Below are 23,473 nucleotides of genomic sequence, written 5' to 3'. Positions count from 1 at the left end.
GTTTTCTTGTCACACACTAGTGACACAATAGAAAAATGTGACCCCATCCAAATATCAGGCTCTGCCTGATCCCACACTGAAAGTGGGGGCACATTTCCCTTATGCTCTTCCTATCTAATATTTGCGATCTAAGTAAAACATAAAAGTAAAAGTGTTTACTACCTCGCATTTTCTAGATGATTAAAGTGGAAAAAAACATACGCATATCCAACTATTATTGTTATACTTGTTGTACTAATTAGATTAAAATTCTCTAAGAACTGTATTCAACAAACGGGCCATTTTGTGGTAAAGGGAGGGATCTAGGTGGATAAAAAAACTAAAGTTGTGTATCGAGAAATTCAACGACCACAACAAGTTTGGTTATGGGTGCTGATTTTATTGGAGGCTGCCTATATGTGGTACTGGTTCATTCAGCAAATTATTTTTGGTGTGCCAATAGGTAATAATCCTGCCCCAGATTTGGTTACAATTATTTTTTGGATACTTTTTGGAGTTGCTTTACCAGTGTTAATGCTTGGAGTATTGAAGTTAATAATTGAAGTTCGTATTGATGGACTATATGTGCGTTTATTTCCTCTTCATATTCAATATAAGCAGTACCTATTTAAAGAGATTAGTAACTATGAAACACTCACTTATAGCCCTCTTAAACGTTTTGGAGGTTTGGGGATTCGTTTTAACGCTAAGGGTGAAACGGCTTATAACTTGAATGGAAAAAAAGGGATTGAATTAAGGTTGAAGCATAACAAAGTGGTAATCGGTACTCAAAAACCAGATGAATTAAAAAAGGCAATAGATTCAGTACTAAAAGTACAATAAAGATTTTTTATTTCTTCAATCGGGTGCTTTACTTGAAAATCATTGAGCTGCTTTGGTAGCTCTTTTTTCTTATTGAACTAACGAAGCAGGTTAGTTCAACAGGGAGGTATAATTGGGTGGGTGTCGAATAGTTAGCAAAATGGGTTGCGGATAAATAGAAGGGGGCATAAAATGGTTGGTATAATTATTACACTGATTTTCCTGTTTTGTTTTATTCTGTTTAGAAATGGTATCGAGTTAAATAACGTAACGACTGAATTTACAATCTTATTCGTAGCATCCTCATTGATAATCCTCTTGTTTTGGAAAGTACGAAATGAGCTTCCTAAAAAAATCGGAATTGGTATCTGTACCATATTAATTTTACAACTAGGGGTTATTAGTTTGTATGCATACGATAGGCAGTCGAATCAATTAATAAATGAACAAAATCGTTTATTAGTCATTTTAGGGAATTCCTCTGACTATCAACAATTAAACCTTAGTTTTCAAGATATTGATAAAGTCTATTTAGTTGGAGATGCGAAGAAAGGTAGTTTTAACCATCCATTCGATTATAGGATTGAACTTAAAGTTAAAAGTGAAGATAAAGTTTATCAATTTCAATGCAAGGGACAAGGACCTTGGTGCAAAGAATTGGGATTAATAAATGCAAAATAGATTTATTGTTTTGTCCCCATCAACCGAACCCGTTAGTAAAAGAAAAGAATTCCTTCTTCAATTATTGGGTGCGATTGTTGCATAAATTTTATGCCATTAACGGGCCAAATCGTTGTAGTTATGTAACTATTTACTATCTCGTTCCGTCTTAATTAATGAGAATCTTCAGTGTGACAACGTTATGGTTTTTCTTAATGTGTTAACTGGCAGGATACGTTATTTGAAGTATGCTTTTCATCTGGTACTAAAAGGTTTGGAATTAATCGAAATAGAAGAGATGTGGAAAGGAAGCGGTTTGGATATATATTTATATTATTTCGGGCGTGGTATACTTATTAGTAACTGCCTTAATGCTTTTTATAAGAACTAAATATGACAAGTACTTTATTTTAAGTTTTATTGGAGTACTTTTGCTAAGTGTAGGAATCATTTGTATTGGTGCATTAATTGATGGTTGGGGTGGGGCAGGGTATATCTTTATTGGTACTTTTATTTTTATTTGTATAATCCCTTGCACAGTTATAGCCGTTTTAATATTTCACATAATTAAGTATTTTAAGAAGAACCGAATACAAAAAAAATGTAGGGAGATGACTACTTTATGAAAAAAAGAATTTCTATAGTATTAGCAACGATAGCTATTAGTACTTTTGGTGTTTTTACTTATTATGCGTCTGTGACCGAGGCTAATAAGGAAACCGACAGTATTGTAATTGATAAAGATGGAGAAGTAGTAGAACCACTTAGCGGTAACAACGATAATATGGGTCATTAATACACATTAATATCGGCAGACATTTTTCTTCACGTTCTATTTGTACCAATACTCTCTTAAGCAAACGGGTGCGTTTGCGTGATAAGGACAGTGTATCAAACGGGCCAAATAATCGATTGAGAGAAGGTAATTAAAATTAAAAAGTTGGTATTTATTTTTTCTGTATTAATTTTGTCAGTAATGGTTATTGGATGTACAAAAGAGGAAGTCCTTAGAGTGGGCACACCTTTTATTGACGATGGAGGCGAAGGCGTAAAATTTCATAGTGATATCACACATTCAGCATCAATTGGAACTTTGAGAGAAATCATTAATGATGAAGATGATGTGGGAAAACCAAAAGACTTAGGGGAAGTGGCAGACACTTTCTTTTCACTCGACAGCCCCAAGGAAGGTATTGCTGAAATACGGAGATATGTTTGGTATCAAGATGATGCTAGCTCAATATTATACAGTGAAGGTGCCGATGTTTATTCTGCTCTTACAGCGGAACAAACGAATGAGTTAAAGAGGATATTGGAACAATAACTCATTTTATATTAAATTAACGGGTGCGTTTGCGTGATAAGGACAATGCATCAAACGGGTCAGGTTAGCTAAATAAGGGGATAGCATAAGTCTCTGAAAATACATCTTGAAAGAGGGATATTATGAACCACTACCAAATTGTAAAAGAAGTAATTAATGAATGGGACCCGATGCACCTTTTACGTTACACATCTGAGGATGAATATGATCCAGAAATAAGACTTATTGTATCGGCATTACCAACTGCATCTGTTGAAAAGTTAGCTTTAGTGATACATCAGGTCTTTGAAAAAATGTTTTCGAGGAGTGGAGCACCTTCGATTAATAATTGTTATCCCAGTGCATTAAATATATGGAACAAAATTTATAATAATAAATTCCCGAATTTAAAAAATCTAAATTAATCATGGCATATTATTGAACTAACGGGTGCGATTGTTGAACATCAAAAGCCTAATTCTACGCTAGCAGCACGCAGGAATTAGGCTTTTCTCTTACGCTATTTTAAATCCTTTAATAATTAACTGGTGGCAATTGCTGAAAGAAATGTCGCAGGTGGTACGCTCCATTGGCAGTAATTAAAAGTGCTTCGTCCACAGGGGTTATCTAGGACGAAGCACTTCTCTTTATTCAATCTACCTTCGATTTTGTATTGTTGTTTCAACTAGCTTTAAACATTTAACACATAGGTCAAGTGCTTGGCGAAGTTCGTCATGTTGTTTGGTAATTGTGTTATGAAGTTCTCTTACATCGTGTTGAATTCGATAGATTGCTACGTAACTATCTGCAAATAAATCCATTGCCTGTATGGGGTCGTGTCCGATTCTATCTTTTATTTCACCCACTGTAAATAAATCAAACTCTTTAGACTTCATCCTCTTTTCGAGTCCTTTCTCTGTTTTAATGTGGTGATTTTCTCTTGTATTAAGTTTTCTACCTCCGTTAAAAAAGGAGGTTTGTTTAAGTCAGTTGTTACGATGTGTTCTAGATTTTGCATTTGCATAAACCCTTGTAGCAATTCGATAAGAATTTGTGAGTTTCGATCTGTGTTATTTGTACCGAGACGTACCCGATTTAATTCTGTTGATAAGGTGTTGTTCACTTGGGTTGAAACTGTATGTGCGATGTATTGGAGATTCCAATCATTTTTCTTTAACTCTTTATGCTCTTGTAAAATAGCATCTAGTGTTTCACCGATATTACCGTAGTCATTTACAATTTGGTAATCCTCCAAATAATCATAATTAGTGTTTTTAACACGTGCTCGAAATTGATGTTTTGTGCTCACGGTTACCATTCCTTTCGTAATTAGATTCACATTTGTTACTAGAAAAAAGGGGGCTATTTATTTCTGTAATTCTTCATTCTATCAATCACGTTTGAACTTCCTTTATCGACTGGATAATTTCTCGGTCTTTTGCGCTCATTCGATTGATTGATGCGTGAGTTTTGATTCCCCGAACTATTTCTATCGGTACGTGTTGTTGTAGTAGCTGCGCTCTCTTGAATCACATTAGAAACTTCGGTATCTGTCGTAACAGTTGAATTACTTGTTACTTTAGATGTTTCAGTGGTATGTGAGCCACTTGTAGTTTTCGCTGTATTTGTACCACCCGTATTAACTCTTTCCGTTGGTGCTTGTGTCGTACCACCACCTGTACGTGACGTAGATGTTGATGTACTACCCGCAACTTCTTGTACTGTATTAGAAACTTCCGTGTCAGTTCTCACTGTTGCATTGTTGTTTACCTTTGCTGTTTCTGTAGATTGAGAACTACTTGTAGTTTGTGCGTTGCTTGCTCCACTTGGTTGAGTAGTCGATGGTGTTTGTGAACCACCACTACCACCTGTACGTGTTTGTGATCCAGTTGTATTACCTTGTACGCTGTCTTGAATCCCCGTTACGTTTGCTGTTTCTGTAGATTGAGAACTACTTGTAGTTTGTGCGTTGCTTGGTGATTGTGAAGCCCTACCCATTCCAGTAGTTGTTGAAATTCCTTCAACATCATTCGGTGAAGGTGCTTTTGATTGCTTTCTTTGTCCTTTAGCTTGTTCATCTGCTTGTTGAGATACGCTTGAAGTAGTGTCAGTACCTTCATTCTGTTTACTCTCATCAGTTTCTGCATCATTTGGCGAAGATGATTTGTTTTCGCCTAAACCGTCACTAGCATTTGCATTGAGTTTCGCAGTGCTAGAACCATCATTCTTTTTATTTTTATTAGATTCGTATTCTGCATCATTTGGTGAGGGTGCTTTCTCTCCATCAGTACCACCAGACGTAGCAGACAAGCTTTTATTCTTATTATCTGTATTTCCTTTACCAATATTTGAAACACCTTTACCGAGACCTGCAACCACTCTTCCACCTGCATATGCCCCTGCAAGTACACCCCAACCGTTTTTGAGTCCTGCATCAATGCCAAACAACCTTTCAACGATATTTGGCCCATCAACAACAGCGAGTGAGAACCCAATTAATGCAATTAAGTAAGGGAAGGTGGAAAGAGTATCTTCCAAATAAGCTGTTCCAATCATATAGACCTTCATTGATAGAAAAATTAAGATGGTTGCAAAGAAGGTGTTTAGTATTGCTTGAATGATTTTCTTTGTCTTCTGTCCGTCATGAATATCAGCAGGTGCCACAATTAAAGCCAGAATATAGTTGAATGTAAGTTCAAAAAACAACTTGGCAAGTTTCAACGCTATTGAAAAAAGCGTAAAGCCGATTATTCCCAAGGTGACAAAAATCGTGAACCAGTTGACTGAGTATCGGAAATAATACTCGTTGTTCCATTCCAGCCCTGATTGATCAAGTTTGTCTGCCCGATACTCACCAACGTTGTTAAGTGAAAGCATGTATTTAGAGATGTCTTTTCCTTCACTTGAAATGCCCTCAGTATCATTCCCGTATGTCTCACGGATATTGATATTTGCAATCCTACTTGGCGGTGTGCTGTTGGGAACGGTCAATTCATTTGCAGACCAGTTACTTTTATCGAATTCAGTGAGATCGGTAATATTTCTTTGAACAATTGAACCACTTACAGTAGAGTCATCGTTTGGAAAAAGTGTTTCGACTTTTACAGCATCAATTGCTACATCAGTAAATTCATTCGCCTTGTCCATTCCAGCGTTTAGCGCAAGAATGATGATGAAAGCAATGAAAGTATTTATAACGATTCCCTCACGGTTGAACTTCTTGTTAAAGATTAATAAGTATCCTGTATAGAGAAGAGAAAAAGCTAAGAAAATATACAGAATGGGTTTGATAGTATCGACAAACGCAACAATCTCTGGGTTGTTGTAGAAAGTTTTAATCAATAAAATATCATCGGTTAAGTTTTCAAGTGAGTCAACAATCCATGCCAAGCCTTTGACGAGTACCCAGGCTAGCCCTCTCATAATGTCGGTAAAGATGTTAGAGATGCTTAGGTACTCTTGAAACTCTTCTAGTTTACGAGCAAGTTCTTCATTGTTCATTCGTATCACCTTTATGATTAGGCATGGAATCAATGAAATGATGTAATTCTTCTTGTTGACGAAGACCTTCGTAGGCTTCCAAATCATACTCACCAAAGGCTTTTCCATCCTTAATGTAGTAGACGGTGTTTACGTGGGGCATTTCAAAGCGAAATGGATTCTTACTTAGTCCATCTGCATTTTTGTTTTTTCCATCATTATAAAAAACGTTGAACTGTAAGGCATCTTCCTTTTTTTCTAGTAATGCTTTTTGAACTTCCTCCAAGAAAGGTGCATCTGTTTCATTTGTGATGATGACAAAGCCCGTTTGTTGGTCATCTATTAATTGTTGTACATCGTCAGCAGCCCCAACTTTTGTTCCGTAGTGATGGCTACAACCTGATGCAACCAGTGCTATACTAAAAGCAATAAAAGCCGATTGAATCAACTTCATTCTGTTCACTCCTCACAAGATATGCTAACTTTTTTGCTAACTTCATTTTGCTTTTGATAGCGTTTCATGTGATTGTAAAACGTACAATTCGATGTTAAATCAACATCTGCAAAGCCCATCCAAGCGTAAAAAACACCTTCTTAGATGGGCGGCATGATGTAAGGAATCCATTAAATTAACTTCCATATATTTGATTTAAAGGTTCTTCATTAGTTTTCATCTAATGAAGAACCTTTTTTTTTACAAAGTAGATTTAACTAATAAGGAAAGCAATGTGAGTTCAGTAAATGAATACTTTTTTAATTAAACGGGTATGTATATTGAATGAACAGGATAAGGAGAGTGCAGTTTCATGAAAGCAATCGTTATTGAACAATACGGTGGAGCAGAAGAACTTATTGAGAAAGAACTACCGAAGCCGGAAATTCAACATAATCAGGTGTTAATAGAGATGCATGCAACGTCAGTGAATCCTATTGACTGGAAAGTTCGAGAAGGTTATATGAAAGAGAATATTCCTTTTGAATTTCCGCTTATTTTAGGATGGGATGCAGCGGGAGTGATCGCTGAAGTAGGGAAAGATGTGAAGCGTTTCAAGGTAGGAGATGAGGTATTCGCTCGGCCAGCAATGGAAAATGGAACATACGCTGAGTATGTTGCTGTAAACGAAGACTTAGTCGCTTTAAAACCAGCCAATGTTAGTTTTGAGGAAGCTGCTTCAGTTCCACTAGCAGGACTAACAGCTTGGCAATGTCTGGTTGACTTTGGACAAGTTAAATCTGGAGATAAAGTATTAATTCATGCTGGATCAGGCGGTGTTGGAAGCTTGGGTATTCAAATCGCTAAAAGTTTTGGTGCTTATGTTCTATCAACAGCTAGTGGCAAGAACGAAGCTTTCTTAAAAGAACTCGGTGTTGACGAATTTATTGACTATGAAACAACTGACTTTACAGATGTCGTAAAAGACGTTGATTTAGTTGTTGATACAATGGGCGGCGAGATTTTAGATAAAAGCTTGAGTGTAGTTAAAAAAGGTGGTCGATTGGTTTCGATTGTAGGCCAGCCAAATATAGAAAAAGCTGAGGCTAATCAGATTACAGCTGAATCTCTTTGGCTTAATCCAAATGGAAAGCAACTTGCTGAACTTGGTGAGCTAATGGAAAAAGGAAAAGTGAAAACCCATATCGGTCATACATTTCCTCTTTCCGCTAAAGGATTACGAGAAGCACATGAATTAAGTGCAACTCACCATGCAAAAGGAAAGATTGTTATTGAAGTAAAATAAGAGCTTTTCCCAAGTGAAGTAGACAATTTTATCATAAGTAAGGCTACCCCCTAAAAAACTAGGAGGTAGGGTAGCCTCTTTGTAAAAGAGCTTTCAGGGAGCGTTGAGGGTACTTAGTATTCTCAGATAACTATAATTTTAATTAGTAATTGAAATTAAAATAAAATCCTATCTACTATCATATCTTAGTCTAAATGTGAAACTATAGAAATAATGAAGATGTTGAAAAAGCTTTCCGTAATTTTTCTAACTTTGCGAGAAGCTTTTTTCAGTTTTAAGAAATAAATTTTTATCACATATCAGTCAGTGAAACGAGCAAGAATATCAAACTACAAAGGACGATGCAACTACAGCCAAGGTGTAGTTTTAAAATAAAGTCGCATTCCTTGTTCTAGAGTTCTTTCAATTGAGATTGGAGGTTTACTATGGAATGATATAGGGGATTAATAGAGTTGTAATTATATTTAATATAGAAGGGAATTACCCCATTGAAATATTTATTAAAACGGAGTAAATTATTCATTTTCTTAATTTTTATCTTAATGCTTGTTGGTGCATATACGTTTTTAACGTTGCCGAAAAGAGAAATTCCTGAAACCCCTGTCAACCTTGTGATGGTTTCTGCTATTCTACCTGGTGCAGAACCTTTGGAAGTAGAAAGAACCGTAACGAATCCACTGGAACGGGCGATTAAGAAAATAGACGGAATCGATACAATGAATTCTGTTTCCGCGAATTCGGCATCAATCATTACACTGTCATTAAAAGATGGCATCGACCATGAACAGACAATCAATAAGTTGCAACAAGAAGTGCAGCGTTCTGCGAATGAATTACCAGAAAACGCACAAGCACCAGAAGTGAAAAAACTGGATCTAGCATTTCCACTCGTTTCTTACATGTTTACTGGAGACGAAAAAGTACTCGCTGACATGGAGGCATCGTTTGCCGAGCTGTCAGATGATATTCAGTCAATAGAAGGCGTTGCAGGAACAACAGTTAAAGGGTTCACGGAAAAGCAGCTAATGATTACGCTCGACCCTGAAAAACTGGCTAAAAATCGACTACAACCCTATGATGTACTGAGTGTTTTGCAACAAGCCAATCAACCCCTCTCATTAGGTACTCATGATGACGGCAAGGAACGCGTCGTTTTGACAGTGAAACAGGACGAGGGAATTGAAAAACTAAAACAATTGCAAATCGGGGATGCTGCTGTGCCGTTGGCTGAATTAGCCGATATTGGAGAAGTGGCAAAAGATGCGAAAGACATTGTTACTTTTGAGGGGAAATCTGCAATCTCTTATACGATATTCCTTCAGCCTGGGCAAGATATCCCCTCTATGGATAAGAAAATCGACAAGAAGATGACGCAGTTTATTGAAGAACTGCCGAAAGAAGTAACCGCGCATACGTATGAATCTCAAGCTGACAATGTAAATTCAATATTTAATAGTTTATATATATCGCTTCTTATTGCAGTTATTGCAGTACTGATTGTTACAACAGCAGGATTAACATTGTTCGGTTCATTTGCGGTCGCATTTACCGTTCTCGCATCCGTACTTGTTGGTCTCATTCCGATTCCATTCATGGGTGTCGACTTGAATCAAATCTCGGTTATTGGACTTATTATCGCTATCGGAATTCTAGTTGATGATAGTATCGTTGTCAATGACAATATTCAGCGACGCTATAAGCTAGGCGATTCACCACTGGATGGTGCCGTAAATGGTGTCAAAGAAGTCTACACATCCATTATTTCTTCCAGTTTAGCAATCGTTGTGACGTTTTCCCCGTTACTTTTACTATCTGGTGGTAATGGCGCATTCATCAAAGCACTTCCAAGTATCTTAATCACGACTATTATTGCATCAACGATACTTTCAGTCACGCTCGTTCCGATGCTTCAATTCATCAAGACGAAACGACGCAATAAAAAGATATCGGAAACGCCAGGGTTTTTAGGGAAGCCATTGGAGAAAATAGCCGTATTCTACGCTGAAAAAGTACTGCGAAAAGTATTAAAGCGGCCACTACTTGTTGGAATCGGTGGACTTATTATAGCCACAGGGTTGCTGTTCTTAGCATTTTTGACGCCGTTTGAATTCTTCCCTGCCGCGGACAAAGAAGAAGTGACGATGAACGTTCGACTCGCAACGGGGACGACAATTGACGAAACGAATAACGAAATCCAAAAGATGATCGATGAAGTTTCGGACGAAGATAAAAACGTAAAAGAAACAGCTATTTTCACAGGTAGCGGATTGCCTAATCTGTTTGCTGCTTCGATGGATAATACAGGAGAAAACACTGGGCAAGCAGTGTTCCGTATAAAAAAAGACAATACGAGTGCTTCTGAATTCATCGACAAGTGGGAACCGGAATTACGCAAACGCTACAGTGATGCGGAAATCTTCTTGGATACAATCGTCCAAGGACCGCCAGTCGGGGCGCCGGTAACCGTTACGATTAAAGGCGATGATATCGACCAACTCACACAGCTACGCGATGATTTGAAAGATCGCTTGCTTGAAAACGGCGCTAATATCGTAACGGATAACTTGGGAGAATCCATACCAGCTATCCAGTATGTGCCGAATCGTCAAGCGCTTGAGGATAATGGTATTTCCTTGAGTCTAGTCACCAATCAACTACAACTGCTGACACAAGGTGTTCCTTTATTTAAGTTGTATGAGGGGGACATTTCAAAGCAAGTTGTGTTGAATGAAAAAGGTGTGACCGAAGGGGAGGCTGTTGACCTCTCACAATTTTCCGTCCCATCCATGATGACTCAAGGTCCGCCGAAATTCGTGTCATTGGATGAATTGCTAACTTCTGAAAAAACATCCTTAATCGCTCAAGTCCCTCATGAAAAAGGAGAGCGAGCGATTACGTTAAAAGCGTATGGCGATGCGGATGGATTTAAAGCAGATATGTTAGAGGCTGCAGAAGCAGAAAAGAAAGATTTACCTGAAGGCTATACAATTTCAACAGGTGGAGAGAATTCAGATCAGCAGGCATTCTTTGCAGAAATTGGAATCCTATTCCTAGTTGTCATATTACTTGTGTACTTAGTCATCGCATTCCAGTTTAAGTCGTTCAGTTTACCATTCCTTGTATTGTTTGCGGTGTATCTAGGTATATCGGGTGCGATTCTGGGATTGTTTATCACACAAACACCACTCAGTTTCCTAGGTGTCATGGGGATTGTCTCGTTAACCGGTATTGTCGTGCGTAACGCGGTTGTATTAATCGACTTCGTAGAAGCGCGCCGCCTTCTGGGCAATATGGATGTGATTGAAGCGATTGTTGAGTCAGGGTATGCGCGTATCAAACCGATCATTTTAACATCATTGACATCGATTGTCGCATTGATTCCAGTTGCCGTATCGGGCGATCCATTGTTTGAAGCACTTGCAATTACAATCATTGCGGGACTCGCATTCTCAAGTTTGTTTACATTGGTGATGATTCCATCGCTGTATCTTGTGTATTATAAACTAATCGGACATAAAGCAGAACGAGTATAATAAATGAAAAATCCACAGCGATTCAGCTGTGGATTTTTCATTTTAATGGTCATCTATTTAATTATATGCCGACTCATGTTATCATGAGGAGCTTAGGATAATTAGACATTGATCTGCCTAGCGGTAAAATATGGAGGTGCTTGAGAATTAACAAACGATGGACGATTGCTAAAATCAAAGAATTTGTAGAGAACAATTCAGATAGTAAATTGTTAACGACGGAATATCGTGGATTTTCTCAAAAGTTACTATTTGAATGTGCATGCGGTAACAATTTTGAGAAAACATTTACGAAATTTAACAATAAAAATCAACGCAAATGTGACGTATGCCAACCACCAAAAGAGTGCTAATTTCTATAAAGAGAAATTAGTGCTCTTTTTTTAGTGAGTTGTCATTTACTTTAGGAGAAAAGAGGAACCGTCAATCATTTCAATGTCTTTCCTGGATTTCACTTCATCCATTAATTTAAAAAGTGCTTCATCTTTCCGCTTGGCCTCAACCATGCAGTCAATTTGCGATACACTGCCTTTTATACCTTTAAGGAATTTAAAAAACATATCGACGTCTATGTAATCTGAATGATGGCGAAATGCTTCCTCACTTTTAGGACTTGATATATGCATTTTTATTGGAAGTGGAGAATGAATCCAAGTCTGCACCACTCTATTCCAGTTGTTTTCCCAATTGGCATCCTGATGATGGGCAAGATGGTGATGATAATCAAAAACTAGCGGTATATCCAGTTTTTCACATAAGTAAAGCGTATCTTCTAACGTAAAAGAAGTATCATCGTTTTCAAGCATGATCGTATTTTGAATCTGTTTCGGGACCCTCATCCAATTATCTACAAAGCGTTCAAGTGACATTTCGGTATCTTTATAATTACCGCCAACATGCATGACACAGCGGTGAGTTGGGTCAATGCCCATCGCCTTTAATAATAGGTAATGTAGCTTTAAGGTGCTTATTGAATTTTTCAAGATATGCTTCTGCTTAGAATTAATGAGGACAAAGTGATCTGGGTGAAAATCAACTCTAATCTGATGTTTTTTTGCGAAATCTCCAATCTCACGAAGTGTCTCTTTTAATGGTTTGATATAATTCCAATCAAGAAGCTCCTCGTGGTTTGCTAATGGGATAAGACGAGAAGTTAATCGATAAAAGCGAATGGCAGACGCTGCATTATGTTTTAATAGCCTTAATGTGTTGTGCAAATTCGAAAGTGCAATACGCTCTAATTTTCGGATGGCAGCTTCCCGGTCCTCAATCTTTTGGAATTGAGTAAATGTCATGGTTTGGGACGGGGATGCATTTTTAAGTTCCATACTCATTGCGACATAACCAAGACGTACAATCGTCATTTATTCCACCTCAATAGTTTTTCATTCTAATTTTACGGTTACCATTCAACAGATGAACTTGATATGCGTTTGACACCGCGAATTGCAGCTGTCTCTTCTATAAGTTGCAACATAGCAAGGTTCTTCTGTTTAGCTTCTATCATGATGTCAAAGTCCTGATTGAGCTCTTTTGCAATCTTTAAGAAGGGGAGGACAAAGTCCAAAGAAATATAGTCCGCATGGGCACGAAAGGCTTGTTCAGATTTAGGTGAAGATATATGGACTTTTGGTACAACTTTAGTATTACGCCAAGTCTCAAATATTCGAGATAAGTAAAGTGGCAGGTCAATTTCGCCGCTATTCGCCACATAGTGATGATAATCGAATACCATTGGCATTTTTTCTTTTTCACAAGCAGTGAGTGTTTCCAAAAGATCATATGTTTTATCATCATTTTCTAACGTCATATGCTTCTTAATTTTTTTGGGCAATTTTTTGAGGTTCTGATGGAATCGCTCTAACGATTTAGTTTTGTCGCCATAGGCTCCGCCAACATGAATATTAATTAATCCTGTATCAAGGGCATTCATTGCGCTCAGCATCTTAAAATGATATTCCATACTTGTTACTGCGTTCGTTGTTACTTCTTCTCGTGGGCTGGTGAAAAGTGTAAAATGATTCGGGTGAAAACTGACTCTAAGATTATATTTTTTGATTAAATCTCCAATTTCTTTCCATTCATTTTTGAATGGCGTTAAAAAATCCCACATGACTTCCGGATGGGTTGCTAATGGAACAAGTGAGCTTGAAAATCTATATACTTCAATTTCATGCGCGATATTATAATACAAAATCCTTTTTGTGTGCGCTAAATTTTGTGCAGTTAAAGATTTTAACTGTTCCATTCTTTCGCATTCGGGAAGTGTTGAATACCGTGTGAATGTTAACGTTTTGGATGGACTTGCATCCCATAAACCGACTGCGTTTGCTACATAGCCAAACCGAATTTTCATCTACTTTACCCCTTTATTAAATTTTAAGGGCATATAATTATTTAGGCGGACAATTGTATCTAATATTGTATTATCTGTATGAATCCATTTATGTATACACAAAATGAGAATGGGAAAATCATGAAGTATGATCCACTAATAGCTAACTGCACGGCAAGTGCTAAAGTAAGTATTGTTCTTGTCTGGATGCTATTATAAATACAATTAATGCCTAAAGGAGTGGTAATCATTAATTATTTATTACAAGTAGATTTTAAAATGGATGGACCGTTCGGTGAGGAAATGTCAACGGGGTTTGCTGATTTAGCCAAAAGTATCAACAATGAGTCAGGTGTGATTTGGAAGATTTGGACAGAGGATCCAGCTGCTAAAGAAGCTGGCGGGATTTACTTATTCGAAACAAAAGAGGATGCTGAAAAATATTTAGCTATGCATTCGGATCGTCTAACAAGTTTTGGGATTACCGATATTCGCGGTAAGATTTTAGAAGTGAACGAAGCATTATCCCTTATTAATAACGCACCCATTAAATAATCAAGGTCTTCCAACAGTTTACTTAACTGGGGGAAGACCTTTTCTACTCTATTTTCAGTTTTATGTGGGCCTTAAAATGCACTATTTCTCAAGAAAAAGGGTATACCAGGATTACCGAAACTTGAGGCAGTATTTTTGGAGGGATCATAATGAAATATAAAGGTAGAAGAGGAAGCGCTAATGTCGAAGACAAGCGCGGAATGGGTGGTAAGACACTCGTAGGCGGCGGAATCGGCGGGTTGATTATCGTCCTTATCATAACATTCATGGGCGGAAATCCTGAGGAAGTTTTAAATGATTTAGGTGCAACAGGTACGGATCAAAATGTAGCGTATGAAGAAACAGAAGAAGAGAAAGAGCTGGTGGAGTTCGTATCGGTTGTGCTAGCTGACACTGAGGAAGTGTGGAGCGGTCTTTTTGCAGAGGAAGGTTTGACGTACAAAGAGCCGAAACTTGTCTTGTATTCGGATAGTGTTCAATCTGCTTGCGGTGTCGCGGGATCGGCGGTCGGTCCGTTTTATTGTCCAGGCGATCAAAAACTGTACATCGATTTAAGTTTTTATCAAGAACTGAAGAACAAGTTCCAGGCCCCGGGCGATTTTGCAATGGCTTATGTCATTGCGCATGAAGTGGGACATCATGTTCAAACTTTGCTAGGGACAAGCGGACAGGTTAACGACTTGCGACAGCGTTTAAGCAAAGAAGAATTCAATAAGTATTCCGTAAAGCTAGAGCTACAAGCCGATTATTACGCTGGCGTATGGGCTCATCATGCACAAGGAATGGATTTACTGGAGGAAGGGGATTTGGAAGAAGCATTGACCGCGGCAAGTGCAGTCGGTGATGACACAATTCAAAAGCGATCCCAAGGTTACGTTGTTCCTGAAAGTTTCACTCATGGGACATCTAAACAACGGAAAAGTTGGTTTTATAAAGGATTCGATATCGGAACAATAAAGGATGGCAACACATTTGAAGGGACCGGCATTAAGTAATTAGCTTTAAATAAATGGAAGGATGACAAGTTTAATATAACTTGCCATCCTTCCAATTTGTTATTAACTAACCGTAATGTTTGGGTTAGCGGCATTCACAGCATCTATGAAGTTTTGTCGATTCTTAAAACCAATTAAACCAGCTGGAAAAGAAAAGTGGGTTCTTCCAGATGCGTCCAATACATATACTAATCTTTCAACTTTACGCTCCTGGTTTACGGGATTCATCTGATTTGAGCTGAAACTTAGTCCACTTGGTCTTACATGATGATTGTCATGTTGTTGGTTTCGCTCTACAATTGTTTCTACCTCTCTCGTAACAATTTCAGAAACATTATTTAATGAGACTTCGTTACCTCCAAATAGTTTTTCATAGCGCAAAAGATCTTTCTCGATTACTAGTTTAGTTTTTAGTTGAGCAGCACTGAAGATGACTGGAACGATTAATAGTAGTAATGTCCATGCGGGCATAGATTCGTTTGTGAAATAAAGGGCTACGATTACTACAGCAATAATTATTGGAATTACAACGGAAACCAATAAATTCGCCTTGAATATTTGTGGTTGCATATTAAACACTCCCATCCTATTTTTTTTGTAGCCTTGAAACATCAAAAAATGAATATAGTAGAATTTACACCATACCCCTTCTCAAATATTTCTCATGCAACGACAATATAACAACTGAAGGTTAATTAGAGGTTAAGACGCAGTATAAAATCAGTCGAAATCTCTGCATCAGAGTGAATAAAGAATCGCAATTCGTTTTCAGTTCACAAAGTCTTCCACTAACATTACAATTAATGCAAAGCACTATTAATACTAAAAAGGTGGCTATGCTCCATTGAATAAAATTTATTATATATTTTTGTCTTTATTACTTTTGTTGGGCGGTTGTGACAGCATGGGGAGTAAAAATGGCGAGGAATCGAAGAATCTAGATGAGCAAAATACATATGAAAAAGAAACCTTTGTCAGGATTCAAGATTATAAAGGTGAAGGCTTTGAACTACGGGGCAGTCTAAAAGAAATTGGTGAAATTGCTCAAGATAATCGTGAAGAAATCGAAAAAGCAGTTCAAGGTTATTTTAAGGAAAACTACAAATCGGATGTGACAGTTCATAATATCGTCAGCGCAACAGATGGGGTATCTGTGTTTGTGGAGTCGGTTGGCGAACCACATTTCTACACATTTGCGATTGTCCCAGTAGATGTTAAAAATAAAGAAGTAGAAACAGATAGTGTTTGGTCTCAAGAAGGCCAAGTTGAAAACGCCATACAAAGCGGTCTTTATGCAATGGCTTTTGATCAAAAGTTCCAAAAGTTAGATGAGTACTTTAATAAACTCGTAAAAGAATATCCCGTTGTCGGTAGACCTATGGAAGTTGTTGAAAATGTGAGAGCAGATGGTTTTGCGACGCCCTACTATTATATGAGTACAGTTGGAGACACTTTTGAGACGATCTTGGAGATGTATTTGGAAAATCCCAATCTATCTAAAGAGGATATCATGTCATACTTCCACCATAATGAATTCGACACGAAGTATGCAATAATTACTGTTTATTTATTTATGGCGGAAGCCACTGCAGAACCAGATAGTGAGATATTTACTAGGATTGTGTCTGACCTAAATGAATTACAAGGAATTCCTCGGGGAGAATATACAGTCCTATTAAATGACAATCTTGTCGATAAGCGAAGAGGCATTGGAACGAAAGATAATACATTGAGAACGGATAAAGGGAAAATTATTAAAGAATAGGGAGTTATTTGTGTGTGGTCATGCTGAGAATTCCAGTGAAGCTAGTTAAATGATAGAGACTTCTTCTATGAAATAAACAGCATCTTTACTCCTTCAATTCCTTGTTTTTCGCTTTATCCAATTCCTTCATTTCTTCAATAAATTCTTGTTCCCTTAATTCTTTTTCTTGTTCAAGTTCTTTAATTGCTTCCATCGCCGCTATGTATTGTTCTTCTACTTCCGTTGTTGAAGGGATAAAGGGCTCGTTATTAAAATCCGTACGTTTCCCATAACGAATCATTTCATAAAGAATCATTCCATTATTGGGTTTTCCGTTTATGGTGAACATCGGAACTATATCGAATAGCACAAAATAAAACGCATAAAAAACAAAGCGATCAAAAAATGTTTTGTACTCCTCAAGATACCCATTGGCTAGCAACGCATTGAGGGTTAATGCAAGAGACATATTGATTAGAATGGGTGCAGCATAAATTGCAATATAGGCTAATTTGCTTGTGTTTCTTAACTCATCATAAGAAAACCAGCTATACAGATGATAATGTTTTCTAATATCAAATACCCATTTCTTATATAGTCGAGGACCTGAACCAATCGTCAATCTAGGGTTTTTCACGCCGAAAATACCGCCGACTATAAAGTAACCAGATTCTCTAATGAATGACACAACTGGTAGAATAATAAATGCTGAAATGATTAAGGCGAGTAAATCAGAAAGTCCAAACATTTTAATCTCCTTCCAATCAAAAGTATGCTAGTAACAAAATACCCGTTGGAAAGGAAATGAATCATTTATATCCAGTATTGTTTACAATAGCAACATAATTTCATGTAAGCTTAAATGACGGATTCGATATAAATACATAGAAAATAGGTGGAAATGATGAAACGATTTAAAATTGCGCTTATACCTGGAGATGGGATAGGTCCAGAAGTTGTTGCAGAAGGTACGAAAGTTTTAAAGGCGATTGAGCAGCTTGATCCCACTATCACTTTCGAGTTCACTGAATTTCCTTGGGGCTGCGAATATTATTTAGAAACAGGGAAAATGATGGCAGATGACGGAATCGAACAATTAAAATCTTTTGATGCCATTTACCTTGGTGCTGTTGGTTATCCCGGCGTTCCTGATCACATATCTTTATGGGATTTGCTCCTTCGTATTCGAAAAGAATTCGACCAATATGTAAATATTCGACCGATAACACTGTTAAATCCTACCTTGACGCCGTTAAAAAACAAAACGCGAGAAGAGATTGATTTTCTTGTGATTCGAGAAAATAGCGAAGGTGAATATGCAGGGGCTGGGGACTGGCTATATAAAGGAAAGCCGGAAGAAGTTGTACTTCAAACTGGCGTATTTTCTCGAAAAGGAACGGAGCGTATTATTCGCTATGCATATGAAGAAGCGCAAAAGTCTAATCGAACCTTGACGAGTATTAGTAAAGCGAATGCATTAAATTATTCGATGGTTTTTTGGGATGAAGTATTTGAAGAAGTCGGCTTAGAGTATCCTGATGTTCAAACGTATTCCTATTTAGTGGACGCAGCAAGTTTATATTTTGTTGCGGAACCCGAACGATTTGAAGTAGTAGTCACGTCTAATTTATTTGGAGATATTCTAACGGATATCGGGGCGGCGATAACCGGCGGCATGGGGCTTGCGACGGGAGCGAATGTCAATCCAGAACGGAAATATCCCTCAATGTTCGAGCCGGTTCATGGATCCGCACCGGATATTGCAGGTAAAGGCATTGCGAACCCGCTCGCCGCAATTTGGTCGATAAGTCAGATGATGGACTTTTTCGGAGAAGAACAATGGGGAAAGCGTATTCTTTCAACCTTGGAGCTTATTTTGACTGAAAAAGATAACTTGACGCCAGATTTGGGCGGAACCGCTTCAACAAGTGAACTTGGTGAACGTTTTATTGAGTTATTAAAGTCGTCGGATTAAATCTGAATGGAAGTCTTTCAGTTATTTACTACGCTGAAAGACTTCTTTTTTAATCCAGCAATTTCCGTAGCTGAATAAGGACGTCGTGGAATTTTTGTTTCTCACCCATCTGTCGAAAGTTTTTCAAAGGATCGCCTTGATTTTTAATTCGATCTAAAACGGCAGGGATCTGAAATAATGTTGGCTGTAGCTGGTCATTTACCTCCTCCCAGAATAGTGGCGTAGCGATAATACCTTGTGCATTGCCTCTAGGAGAATACGGAGCGATAATTGTTTTCCCTTCTGCATGTTGAACATAATCTAAGTATAATTTATTATTCCGATTTTTCTTTAACCGTTCGATGGTGAAACGCTCAGGTTCTTGGTCACATAAGAAACGACAGACAAACTCTGTGAATATCCGTGTTTCTTCGTAGGTGAAAGTGTCCTTCGGCAATGGAATATACAGGTGAAGTCCCTTGCCGCCGGAAGTTTTAACATAGGTATGAAGGTTGAACTGATCGAATATGGCCTTCATTTTCAACGCCGCCTCTATTGCCAATGTAAATGAACTTATTGAAGGAGGATCTAAATCGAATACAATTTCAGTAGGGAATTTCGTATTCGTTGTTTGAAACGGAATATGAAACTCAAGCGCGAGCTGATTTCCTAACCACAATAAAGATTGAAGATCGTTGCAGACAATATAACGAATATCTTCCTGCTGTTTAGTTGTCATAAAGTCAGGTATATAATCGGGTGCGTTTTTCTGGTAAAAGCTTTCTCCTGGCGCGCCGTGAGGGAAACGGATTGCGGTCAAAAGACGGTCGTGCAGAAAAGGAAGAAAGTGGGGGGCTATCTGCTGCAAGTAAAATAAGTAATCATCTTTTTTAATGTCGATAGCTGGCCAAACAGGCTTTTCAGGATGAGTTATTTGAACTGACGGCGGTATTGGATGTAGTTGCTTTTGCATGTTTCTCCAGTTCACCTGTCCCGGCTCAATATCAAAATTGAATTTATAAAATCTAGGCTCCCTCAATTTTTTTCCGTCAAAATCGATGCAGGCGATATCAACGCAAATGGACGGGGACAATTCCCAATGATCTGCTGATACCTTCGTGCCATTCGTTTGAATAAAATCAACCAAAGTCCTTCTTTCTTCATCCGTTAACCCGTGTCGAAAAACAGTCATTTCCACCAAGCTATCCGCCTTGTATACTGACCCGTGAAAAAAGCCATTTTCCTGATTATATTTCGTCAGCACGACAGTTACATATCTCCAGTTTTTAATTTTTAACCATTGATTTGTCCGCTGTCCGCTTATCCAATCACTCGTTTTTCTTTTTGCAACAATACCTTCCGAGTTATTTACTTCTGCAAGATTCCACACTGTATCGGCATCTTCGTAGACATTTATGACTTCGATTTCTCCGATTGATTGTAATAGCTTATGGAGTTCGTATTTCCGGGACGACAAAGGAAAATTCGTCAAATCCTCACCTTTAATTCGAAGCAAATCGAACATAATATAACTGCAAGGTTGATTTTTGGCATGTTTTGAAATGACATTTCCATTGCGCATTCTGCCGCGTGATTGAACGATTGAAAAATCACTTTTATAAGCATTGACTAAATGTACCAATTCACCATCCGCAGTTAGCGGAAGAAAAGGTACAAATTTTTCATATATATTAGCGTAAAATTGAGTGATTTCGGGAAACAGGTGAGTCAGGTCATTGCCATTTCTACTAACAAAAGTGGGGGACTTTTCATCCCAAACTAAAATACAGCGAAAACCGTCGTATTTTACTTCATAAAGCCATTCATCGCCAACAGGAATCTCATTTGCTGAAGTTAAAAGCATCGGTTTCATATATCCGCACCTCTTCCCGTTTTTTATAGGATTCGATTAAATTTATTTCTTATACATAAATTTAATCGGTGCACACATAATAAGCCAAAAAGCGGGTGAGCAGAATGCATACGGTTTGGAAAGGTAGCATCAGTTTTGGATTGGTGAATATCCCTGTGAAGCTTCATGCAGCCACTGAAAATAAAGACGTAAAACTGCGCCAATTACACAAGGAATGCAATACGCCAGTGAATTATCAAAAAGTTTGTCCGATCTGCGATAAAGAAGTGAAAAATGAGGAAATCGTCAAAGCATATGAGTACACGAAAAATAAATTTGTCGTTCTAGATCAAGAAGAATTGGATCAATTGAAAAAAGAGAATGAAGACAAGGCTGTAGAAATTATCGAATTCGTTAAGTTAGAAGAAATTGATCCCATCTACTTTGAACGTAGTTATTTTATGTCCCCGGATAGTGGTGGGGGTAAGGCTTATGCATTATTAAGAAAAGCGTTAGGTGATTCTGGCAAAATCGGCGTAGCGAAAATCGTCATTCGCTCGAAGGAACAATTGGCTGTCGTTCGTGTTTACGGCGACACATTGCTAATGGAAACCATTCATTTTCCCGATGAAGTACGTAATGTCCAAGAAGTTCCGAATATTCCCAGTGCAGAAACAGTTATCCAGAAAGAACTAGATACCGCACTCCTATTGGTTGAGCAATTGACGACGACATTTGATGCCTCTAAATACACGGATGAGTATCGATCAGCGTTAATGGAATTAATCGAAGAGAAGAAATCAGGCGAAAAGACTGTAACGCCAAGTGAAAAAGGACCAGACATGCCGTCGAATGTAATGGATCTGATGACTGCGCTTCAGGCCTCACTCGATAAAACAAAAAAGAAACCAGCGGCACGAAAGAAGTCGACGAAAACGGCGAAAAAAAATGCGTGATGTATTGGAGGGAATTTGTATGATTGAAAATTTCCAAATGGAGGAACCATTATTTCTAGGGCAAGTTCATGAATGCCAACAGTTCACACTTACAATCAAAGGAACGGAATTCAAAGGTGTCTTTAAAGATGATGAAATTAACTGGTATCATCCGCAGCCTACTATTGAAAATGATCATCGCGTAGCGATTGAATTCGAAGTGTATAGCTTGTTGAAACAATGACAAAAAGGCTTTTCGCTATTTTATAGCGATGAGCTTTTTTTTAGTATTTTAAGTAGATAGTATGTAAAATGATTTTTGAGTGAAAATAGAGAAGCAAGCGACACTGAAATAATATCAATATAAAAATGGAGTCTTATATAATGACAATTAAAGTAAAAGCGATAATCGGAAGTACGAGTTCAACTTCATATAACTTGAAATTAGTGGAGCATTTGAGAAAACGTCATGCAGATAAATTAGAAATCACTCCGGTATTTATCAACGACCTAGAAATGTTCTCGATTGATACAGAAAGCACGCCACCGGAAAACGTACAGGATTTTAAAAACAATGTGAAGGATTCGGATGCAGTATTGTTTGCAGTCCCTGAATATAACTTCTCCATACCGGGGGCAATGAAAAACGCGATTGATTGGTTATCACGTGGCGGCGACTTTACAATTAAAGAAAAACCAGCATTCATCGTTGGTTCTTCAATGGGCGTATTTGGAAGTATCCGTGCACAAATTCACTTAAGAGAAATTCTTTCAAATCCAGCGCTAGCGCCTGTTATACTTCCAGGTAACGAAGTGTATGTCGGTTCCGTTCATACGAAAATGAACGAAGCCGGTGAAATAACTGATCAAGCGACGATTGATTTTTTAGACACTGTTGTTGACAATTTCGTTGAATTTTATAATAAATCGAAAGCTTCTGCTACGGTTTGATTTAACTGAAAACGGATGATGCGTTAGGGAAAGTTCTCGCGCATCATCCGTTTTATTATTCGCAAAATCAAAAAGTAAGAAAGATTACTGTGAATTTGGTATGCTTTTAATGTATAAGTAGAAAGGGAGTTGCTAAAGTGGGAACTACTAGTAAACAAATAGAGCGTTTTAAGCAAGCAATGGGGAATTATCCGACGGGAGTCACGGTTGTCACTGCATTCGATGAAAATAATGAACCGATGGGGTTAACGGTAAACTCGTTTGCATCTGTATCTCTTGAACCTTTACTAATCTTATGGTCAATTAATAACGGTGCGGGTTCATACAATGATTTTCTGAAGACCGACAAGTTCGCGGTTAATATTTTGGCATCAGACCAAGCGGATTTATGCACATTGTTCTCTAGCAAGGTCGAGGATCGATTTGGCGTGTGCGATTGGGAAAAGTCTGAGCTAAATCTGCCAGTTTTAGCAGGCTCACTGGCTACTTTGCAATGCAAAGTGTATAAAAAAGTCGATGCGGGTGACCATACAATCATGATTGGTGAAGTACTCGATATACATAACGAGGAAAAAGAACCTCTTTTATATCACAAAAGAACAATCGGAGCTATTCCCGAAACGTTTTATAAATGAT

General features: G+C 37.9%; 25 protein-coding genes. 16 read left to right on the top strand and 9 right to left on the bottom strand.

Annotated elements, in window-relative coordinates; translation table 11 throughout:
• The first annotated feature begins 306 nt into the window (after positions 1–306).
• From J4G36_RS17270 to J4G36_RS17250, 5 genes are all read left to right on the top strand, one after another.
• Positions 307–822 (top strand): DUF6141 family protein, encoded by a 516-nt coding sequence (locus J4G36_RS17270; protein WP_210471666.1) that lies wholly within the window; start codon positions 307–309, stop codon positions 820–822.
• A 171-nt stretch (positions 823–993) separates the two neighbouring features.
• Entirely contained in the window at positions 994–1,482 is a 489-nt protein-coding gene (locus tag J4G36_RS17265) for a hypothetical protein (protein WP_210471665.1), read from the top strand.
• 601 nt (positions 1,483–2,083) lie between these two features.
• Positions 2,084–2,257: a hypothetical protein gene (locus J4G36_RS17260; RefSeq protein WP_210471664.1), complete on the top strand. Its 174-nt coding sequence runs from the start codon at positions 2,084–2,086 to the stop codon at positions 2,255–2,257.
• Between the two features lie 216 nt (positions 2,258–2,473).
• Entirely contained in the window at positions 2,474–2,785 is a 312-nt protein-coding gene (locus J4G36_RS17255) for a hypothetical protein (RefSeq protein WP_210471663.1), read from the top strand.
• 122 nt (positions 2,786–2,907) lie between these two features.
• Positions 2,908–3,189: a DUF1871 family protein gene (locus tag J4G36_RS17250; RefSeq protein WP_210471180.1), complete on the top strand. Its 282-nt coding sequence runs from the start codon at positions 2,908–2,910 to the stop codon at positions 3,187–3,189.
• A 231-nt stretch (positions 3,190–3,420) separates the two neighbouring features.
• Here the strand turns inward: J4G36_RS17250 and J4G36_RS17245 are convergent, their stop codons facing one another.
• From J4G36_RS17245 to J4G36_RS17230, 4 genes are read right to left on the bottom strand one after another with little or no spacing between them, the layout of a single operon-like run.
• Positions 3,421–3,660 (bottom strand): hypothetical protein, encoded by a 240-nt coding sequence (locus J4G36_RS17245; protein ID WP_210471662.1) that lies wholly within the window; start codon positions 3,658–3,660, stop codon positions 3,421–3,423.
• A complete protein-coding gene (locus tag J4G36_RS17240) occupies positions 3,657–4,103 on the bottom strand; it encodes a hypothetical protein (protein WP_210471661.1) in 447 nt (148 codons plus the stop codon). Before J4G36_RS17240 ends, J4G36_RS17245 begins: the two co-directional genes overlap by 4 nt.
• 23 nt (positions 4,104–4,126) lie before the next feature.
• Entirely contained in the window at positions 4,127–6,265 is a 2,139-nt protein-coding gene (locus tag J4G36_RS17235) for a pLS20_p028 family conjugation system transmembrane protein (protein WP_210471660.1), read from the bottom strand.
• Positions 6,255–6,698, bottom strand: coding sequence for a hypothetical protein (locus J4G36_RS17230; RefSeq protein ID WP_210471659.1), 444 nt, complete (start codon positions 6,696–6,698; stop codon positions 6,255–6,257). The genes J4G36_RS17235 and J4G36_RS17230 overlap by 11 nt, the downstream gene beginning before the upstream one ends.
• 352 nt (positions 6,699–7,050) lie before the next feature.
• On the opposite strand from J4G36_RS17230, the gene J4G36_RS17225 reads away from it, so the two are divergent.
• The 3 genes from J4G36_RS17225 to J4G36_RS18600 all read left to right on the top strand — a co-directional run bounded on the left by J4G36_RS17225 (position 7,051) and on the right by J4G36_RS18600 (position 11,869).
• On the top strand, positions 7,051–7,983 hold the full coding sequence (locus J4G36_RS17225; protein ID WP_210471658.1) for an NADP-dependent oxidoreductase: 933 nt from the start codon (positions 7,051–7,053) through the stop codon (positions 7,981–7,983).
• A 488-nt stretch (positions 7,984–8,471) separates the two neighbouring features.
• Positions 8,472–11,516, top strand: coding sequence for an efflux RND transporter permease subunit (locus J4G36_RS17220; RefSeq protein ID WP_210471657.1), 3,045 nt, complete (start codon positions 8,472–8,474; stop codon positions 11,514–11,516).
• A gap of 146 nt (positions 11,517–11,662) precedes the next feature.
• A complete protein-coding gene (locus J4G36_RS18600) occupies positions 11,663–11,869 on the top strand; it encodes a hypothetical protein (protein ID WP_368668803.1) in 207 nt (68 codons plus the stop codon).
• Positions 11,870–11,914: 45 nt separating this feature from the next.
• Here J4G36_RS18600 and uvsE (J4G36_RS17215) read toward each other — a convergent pair whose 3' ends face one another.
• Together uvsE (J4G36_RS17215) and uvsE (J4G36_RS17210) are read right to left on the bottom strand one after the other, a co-directional pair.
• Positions 11,915–12,880, bottom strand: a complete 966-nt coding sequence (gene uvsE / locus J4G36_RS17215) for a UV DNA damage repair endonuclease UvsE (protein WP_210471656.1) — start codon at positions 12,878–12,880, stop codon at positions 11,915–11,917.
• Between the two features lie 38 nt (positions 12,881–12,918).
• Complete coding sequence (gene uvsE / locus J4G36_RS17210; RefSeq protein WP_210471655.1) at positions 12,919–13,872, bottom strand: UV DNA damage repair endonuclease UvsE; 954 nt, start codon at positions 13,870–13,872, stop codon at positions 12,919–12,921.
• Positions 13,873–14,100: 228 nt separating this feature from the next.
• Between uvsE (J4G36_RS17210) and J4G36_RS17205 the strand changes: the two genes are divergently transcribed.
• Together J4G36_RS17205 and ypfJ are read left to right on the top strand one after the other, a co-directional pair.
• Positions 14,101–14,406: a monooxygenase gene (locus J4G36_RS17205; protein ID WP_210471689.1), complete on the top strand. Its 306-nt coding sequence runs from the start codon at positions 14,101–14,103 to the stop codon at positions 14,404–14,406.
• A gap of 149 nt (positions 14,407–14,555) precedes the next feature.
• The gene (ypfJ, locus tag J4G36_RS17200) at positions 14,556–15,401 is read left to right on the top strand and encodes a KPN_02809 family neutral zinc metallopeptidase (protein WP_210471654.1); all 846 of its coding nucleotides are present in this window, start codon (positions 14,556–14,558) and stop codon (positions 15,399–15,401) included.
• Positions 15,402–15,464: 63 nt separating this feature from the next.
• Here ypfJ and J4G36_RS17195 read toward each other — a convergent pair whose 3' ends face one another.
• Entirely contained in the window at positions 15,465–15,971 is a 507-nt protein-coding gene (locus J4G36_RS17195; RefSeq protein ID WP_210471653.1) for a hypothetical protein, read from the bottom strand.
• A gap of 274 nt (positions 15,972–16,245) precedes the next feature.
• On the opposite strand from J4G36_RS17195, the gene J4G36_RS17190 reads away from it, so the two are divergent.
• Positions 16,246–17,166: a DUF1672 family protein gene (locus J4G36_RS17190; RefSeq protein WP_210471652.1), complete on the top strand. Its 921-nt coding sequence runs from the start codon at positions 16,246–16,248 to the stop codon at positions 17,164–17,166.
• An 85-nt stretch (positions 17,167–17,251) separates the two neighbouring features.
• On the opposite strand, the gene J4G36_RS17185 is transcribed toward J4G36_RS17190, so the two are convergent.
• The gene (locus J4G36_RS17185; RefSeq protein ID WP_210471651.1) at positions 17,252–17,893 is read right to left on the bottom strand and encodes a hypothetical protein; all 642 of its coding nucleotides are present in this window, start codon (positions 17,891–17,893) and stop codon (positions 17,252–17,254) included.
• Positions 17,894–18,049: 156 nt separating this feature from the next.
• On the opposite strand from J4G36_RS17185, the gene J4G36_RS17180 reads away from it, so the two are divergent.
• Complete coding sequence (locus J4G36_RS17180) at positions 18,050–19,120, top strand: tartrate dehydrogenase (protein ID WP_210471650.1); 1,071 nt, start codon at positions 18,050–18,052, stop codon at positions 19,118–19,120.
• Between the two features lie 49 nt (positions 19,121–19,169).
• On the opposite strand, the gene J4G36_RS17175 is transcribed toward J4G36_RS17180, so the two are convergent.
• Positions 19,170–20,972 carry a DNA ligase D gene (locus J4G36_RS17175; RefSeq protein ID WP_210471649.1) on the bottom strand — a complete coding sequence of 601 codons (1,803 nt, stop codon included), beginning with the start codon at positions 20,970–20,972 and terminating at the stop codon, positions 19,170–19,172.
• Between the two features lie 104 nt (positions 20,973–21,076).
• On the opposite strand from J4G36_RS17175, the gene ku reads away from it, so the two are divergent.
• The 4 genes from ku to J4G36_RS17155 all read left to right on the top strand — a co-directional run bounded on the left by ku (position 21,077) and on the right by J4G36_RS17155 (position 23,472).
• A complete protein-coding gene (gene ku, locus J4G36_RS17170; RefSeq protein ID WP_210471648.1) occupies positions 21,077–21,907 on the top strand; it encodes a non-homologous end joining protein Ku in 831 nt (276 codons plus the stop codon).
• A gap of 19 nt (positions 21,908–21,926) precedes the next feature.
• Positions 21,927–22,130, top strand: coding sequence for a hypothetical protein (locus tag J4G36_RS17165; protein ID WP_210471647.1), 204 nt, complete (start codon positions 21,927–21,929; stop codon positions 22,128–22,130).
• A 125-nt stretch (positions 22,131–22,255) separates the two neighbouring features.
• Positions 22,256–22,837: an NADPH-dependent FMN reductase gene (locus J4G36_RS17160; protein WP_246880697.1), complete on the top strand. Its 582-nt coding sequence runs from the start codon at positions 22,256–22,258 to the stop codon at positions 22,835–22,837.
• A 179-nt stretch (positions 22,838–23,016) separates the two neighbouring features.
• Positions 23,017–23,472 (top strand): flavin reductase family protein, encoded by a 456-nt coding sequence (locus tag J4G36_RS17155; protein ID WP_210471687.1) that lies wholly within the window; start codon positions 23,017–23,019, stop codon positions 23,470–23,472.
• Position 23,473: the final 1 nt, after the last annotated feature.

The sequence above is a fragment of the Sporosarcina sp. 6E9 genome (assembly GCF_017921835.1).
Lineage (GTDB): Bacteria > Bacillota > Bacilli > Bacillales_A > Planococcaceae > Sporosarcina.
This window is presented reverse-complemented; position numbering and strand designations above follow the sequence as displayed.

What these genes read in the sequence shown, in the direction of transcription:
- J4G36_RS17175 (WP_210471649.1), bottom strand. Translation starts at nt 20,972, where the DNA reads ATGAAACCGATGCTTTTAACTTCAGCAAATGAGATTCCTGTTGGCGAT.
- ypfJ (WP_210471654.1), top strand. Translation starts at nt 14,556, where the DNA reads ATGAAATATAAAGGTAGAAGAGGAAGCGCTAATGTCGAAGACAAGCGC.
- J4G36_RS17225 (WP_210471658.1), top strand. Translation starts at nt 7,051, where the DNA reads ATGAAAGCAATCGTTATTGAACAATACGGTGGAGCAGAAGAACTTATT.
- J4G36_RS17180 (WP_210471650.1), top strand. Translation starts at nt 18,050, where the DNA reads ATGAAACGATTTAAAATTGCGCTTATACCTGGAGATGGGATAGGTCCA.
- J4G36_RS17185 (WP_210471651.1), bottom strand. Translation starts at nt 17,893, where the DNA reads ATGTTTGGACTTTCTGATTTACTCGCCTTAATCATTTCAGCATTTATT.
- J4G36_RS17195 (WP_210471653.1), bottom strand. Translation starts at nt 15,971, where the DNA reads ATGCAACCACAAATATTCAAGGCGAATTTATTGGTTTCCGTTGTAATT.
- J4G36_RS17265 (WP_210471665.1), top strand. Translation starts at nt 994, where the DNA reads ATGGTTGGTATAATTATTACACTGATTTTCCTGTTTTGTTTTATTCTG.
- J4G36_RS17260 (WP_210471664.1), top strand. Translation starts at nt 2,084, where the DNA reads ATGAAAAAAAGAATTTCTATAGTATTAGCAACGATAGCTATTAGTACT.
- uvsE (WP_210471656.1), bottom strand. Translation starts at nt 12,880, where the DNA reads ATGACGATTGTACGTCTTGGTTATGTCGCAATGAGTATGGAACTTAAA.
- uvsE (WP_210471655.1), bottom strand. Translation starts at nt 13,872, where the DNA reads ATGAAAATTCGGTTTGGCTATGTAGCAAACGCAGTCGGTTTATGGGAT.
- J4G36_RS17245 (WP_210471662.1), bottom strand. Translation starts at nt 3,660, where the DNA reads ATGAAGTCTAAAGAGTTTGATTTATTTACAGTGGGTGAAATAAAAGAT.
- J4G36_RS17160 (WP_246880697.1), top strand. Translation starts at nt 22,256, where the DNA reads ATGGAGTCTTATATAATGACAATTAAAGTAAAAGCGATAATCGGAAGT.
- ku (WP_210471648.1), top strand. Translation starts at nt 21,077, where the DNA reads ATGCATACGGTTTGGAAAGGTAGCATCAGTTTTGGATTGGTGAATATC.
- J4G36_RS17250 (WP_210471180.1), top strand. Translation starts at nt 2,908, where the DNA reads ATGAACCACTACCAAATTGTAAAAGAAGTAATTAATGAATGGGACCCG.
- J4G36_RS17235 (WP_210471660.1), bottom strand. Translation starts at nt 6,265, where the DNA reads ATGAACAATGAAGAACTTGCTCGTAAACTAGAAGAGTTTCAAGAGTAC.
- J4G36_RS17155 (WP_210471687.1), top strand. Translation starts at nt 23,017, where the DNA reads ATGGGGAATTATCCGACGGGAGTCACGGTTGTCACTGCATTCGATGAA.
- J4G36_RS17165 (WP_210471647.1), top strand. Translation starts at nt 21,927, where the DNA reads ATGATTGAAAATTTCCAAATGGAGGAACCATTATTTCTAGGGCAAGTT.
- J4G36_RS17230 (WP_210471659.1), bottom strand. Translation starts at nt 6,698, where the DNA reads ATGAAGTTGATTCAATCGGCTTTTATTGCTTTTAGTATAGCACTGGTT.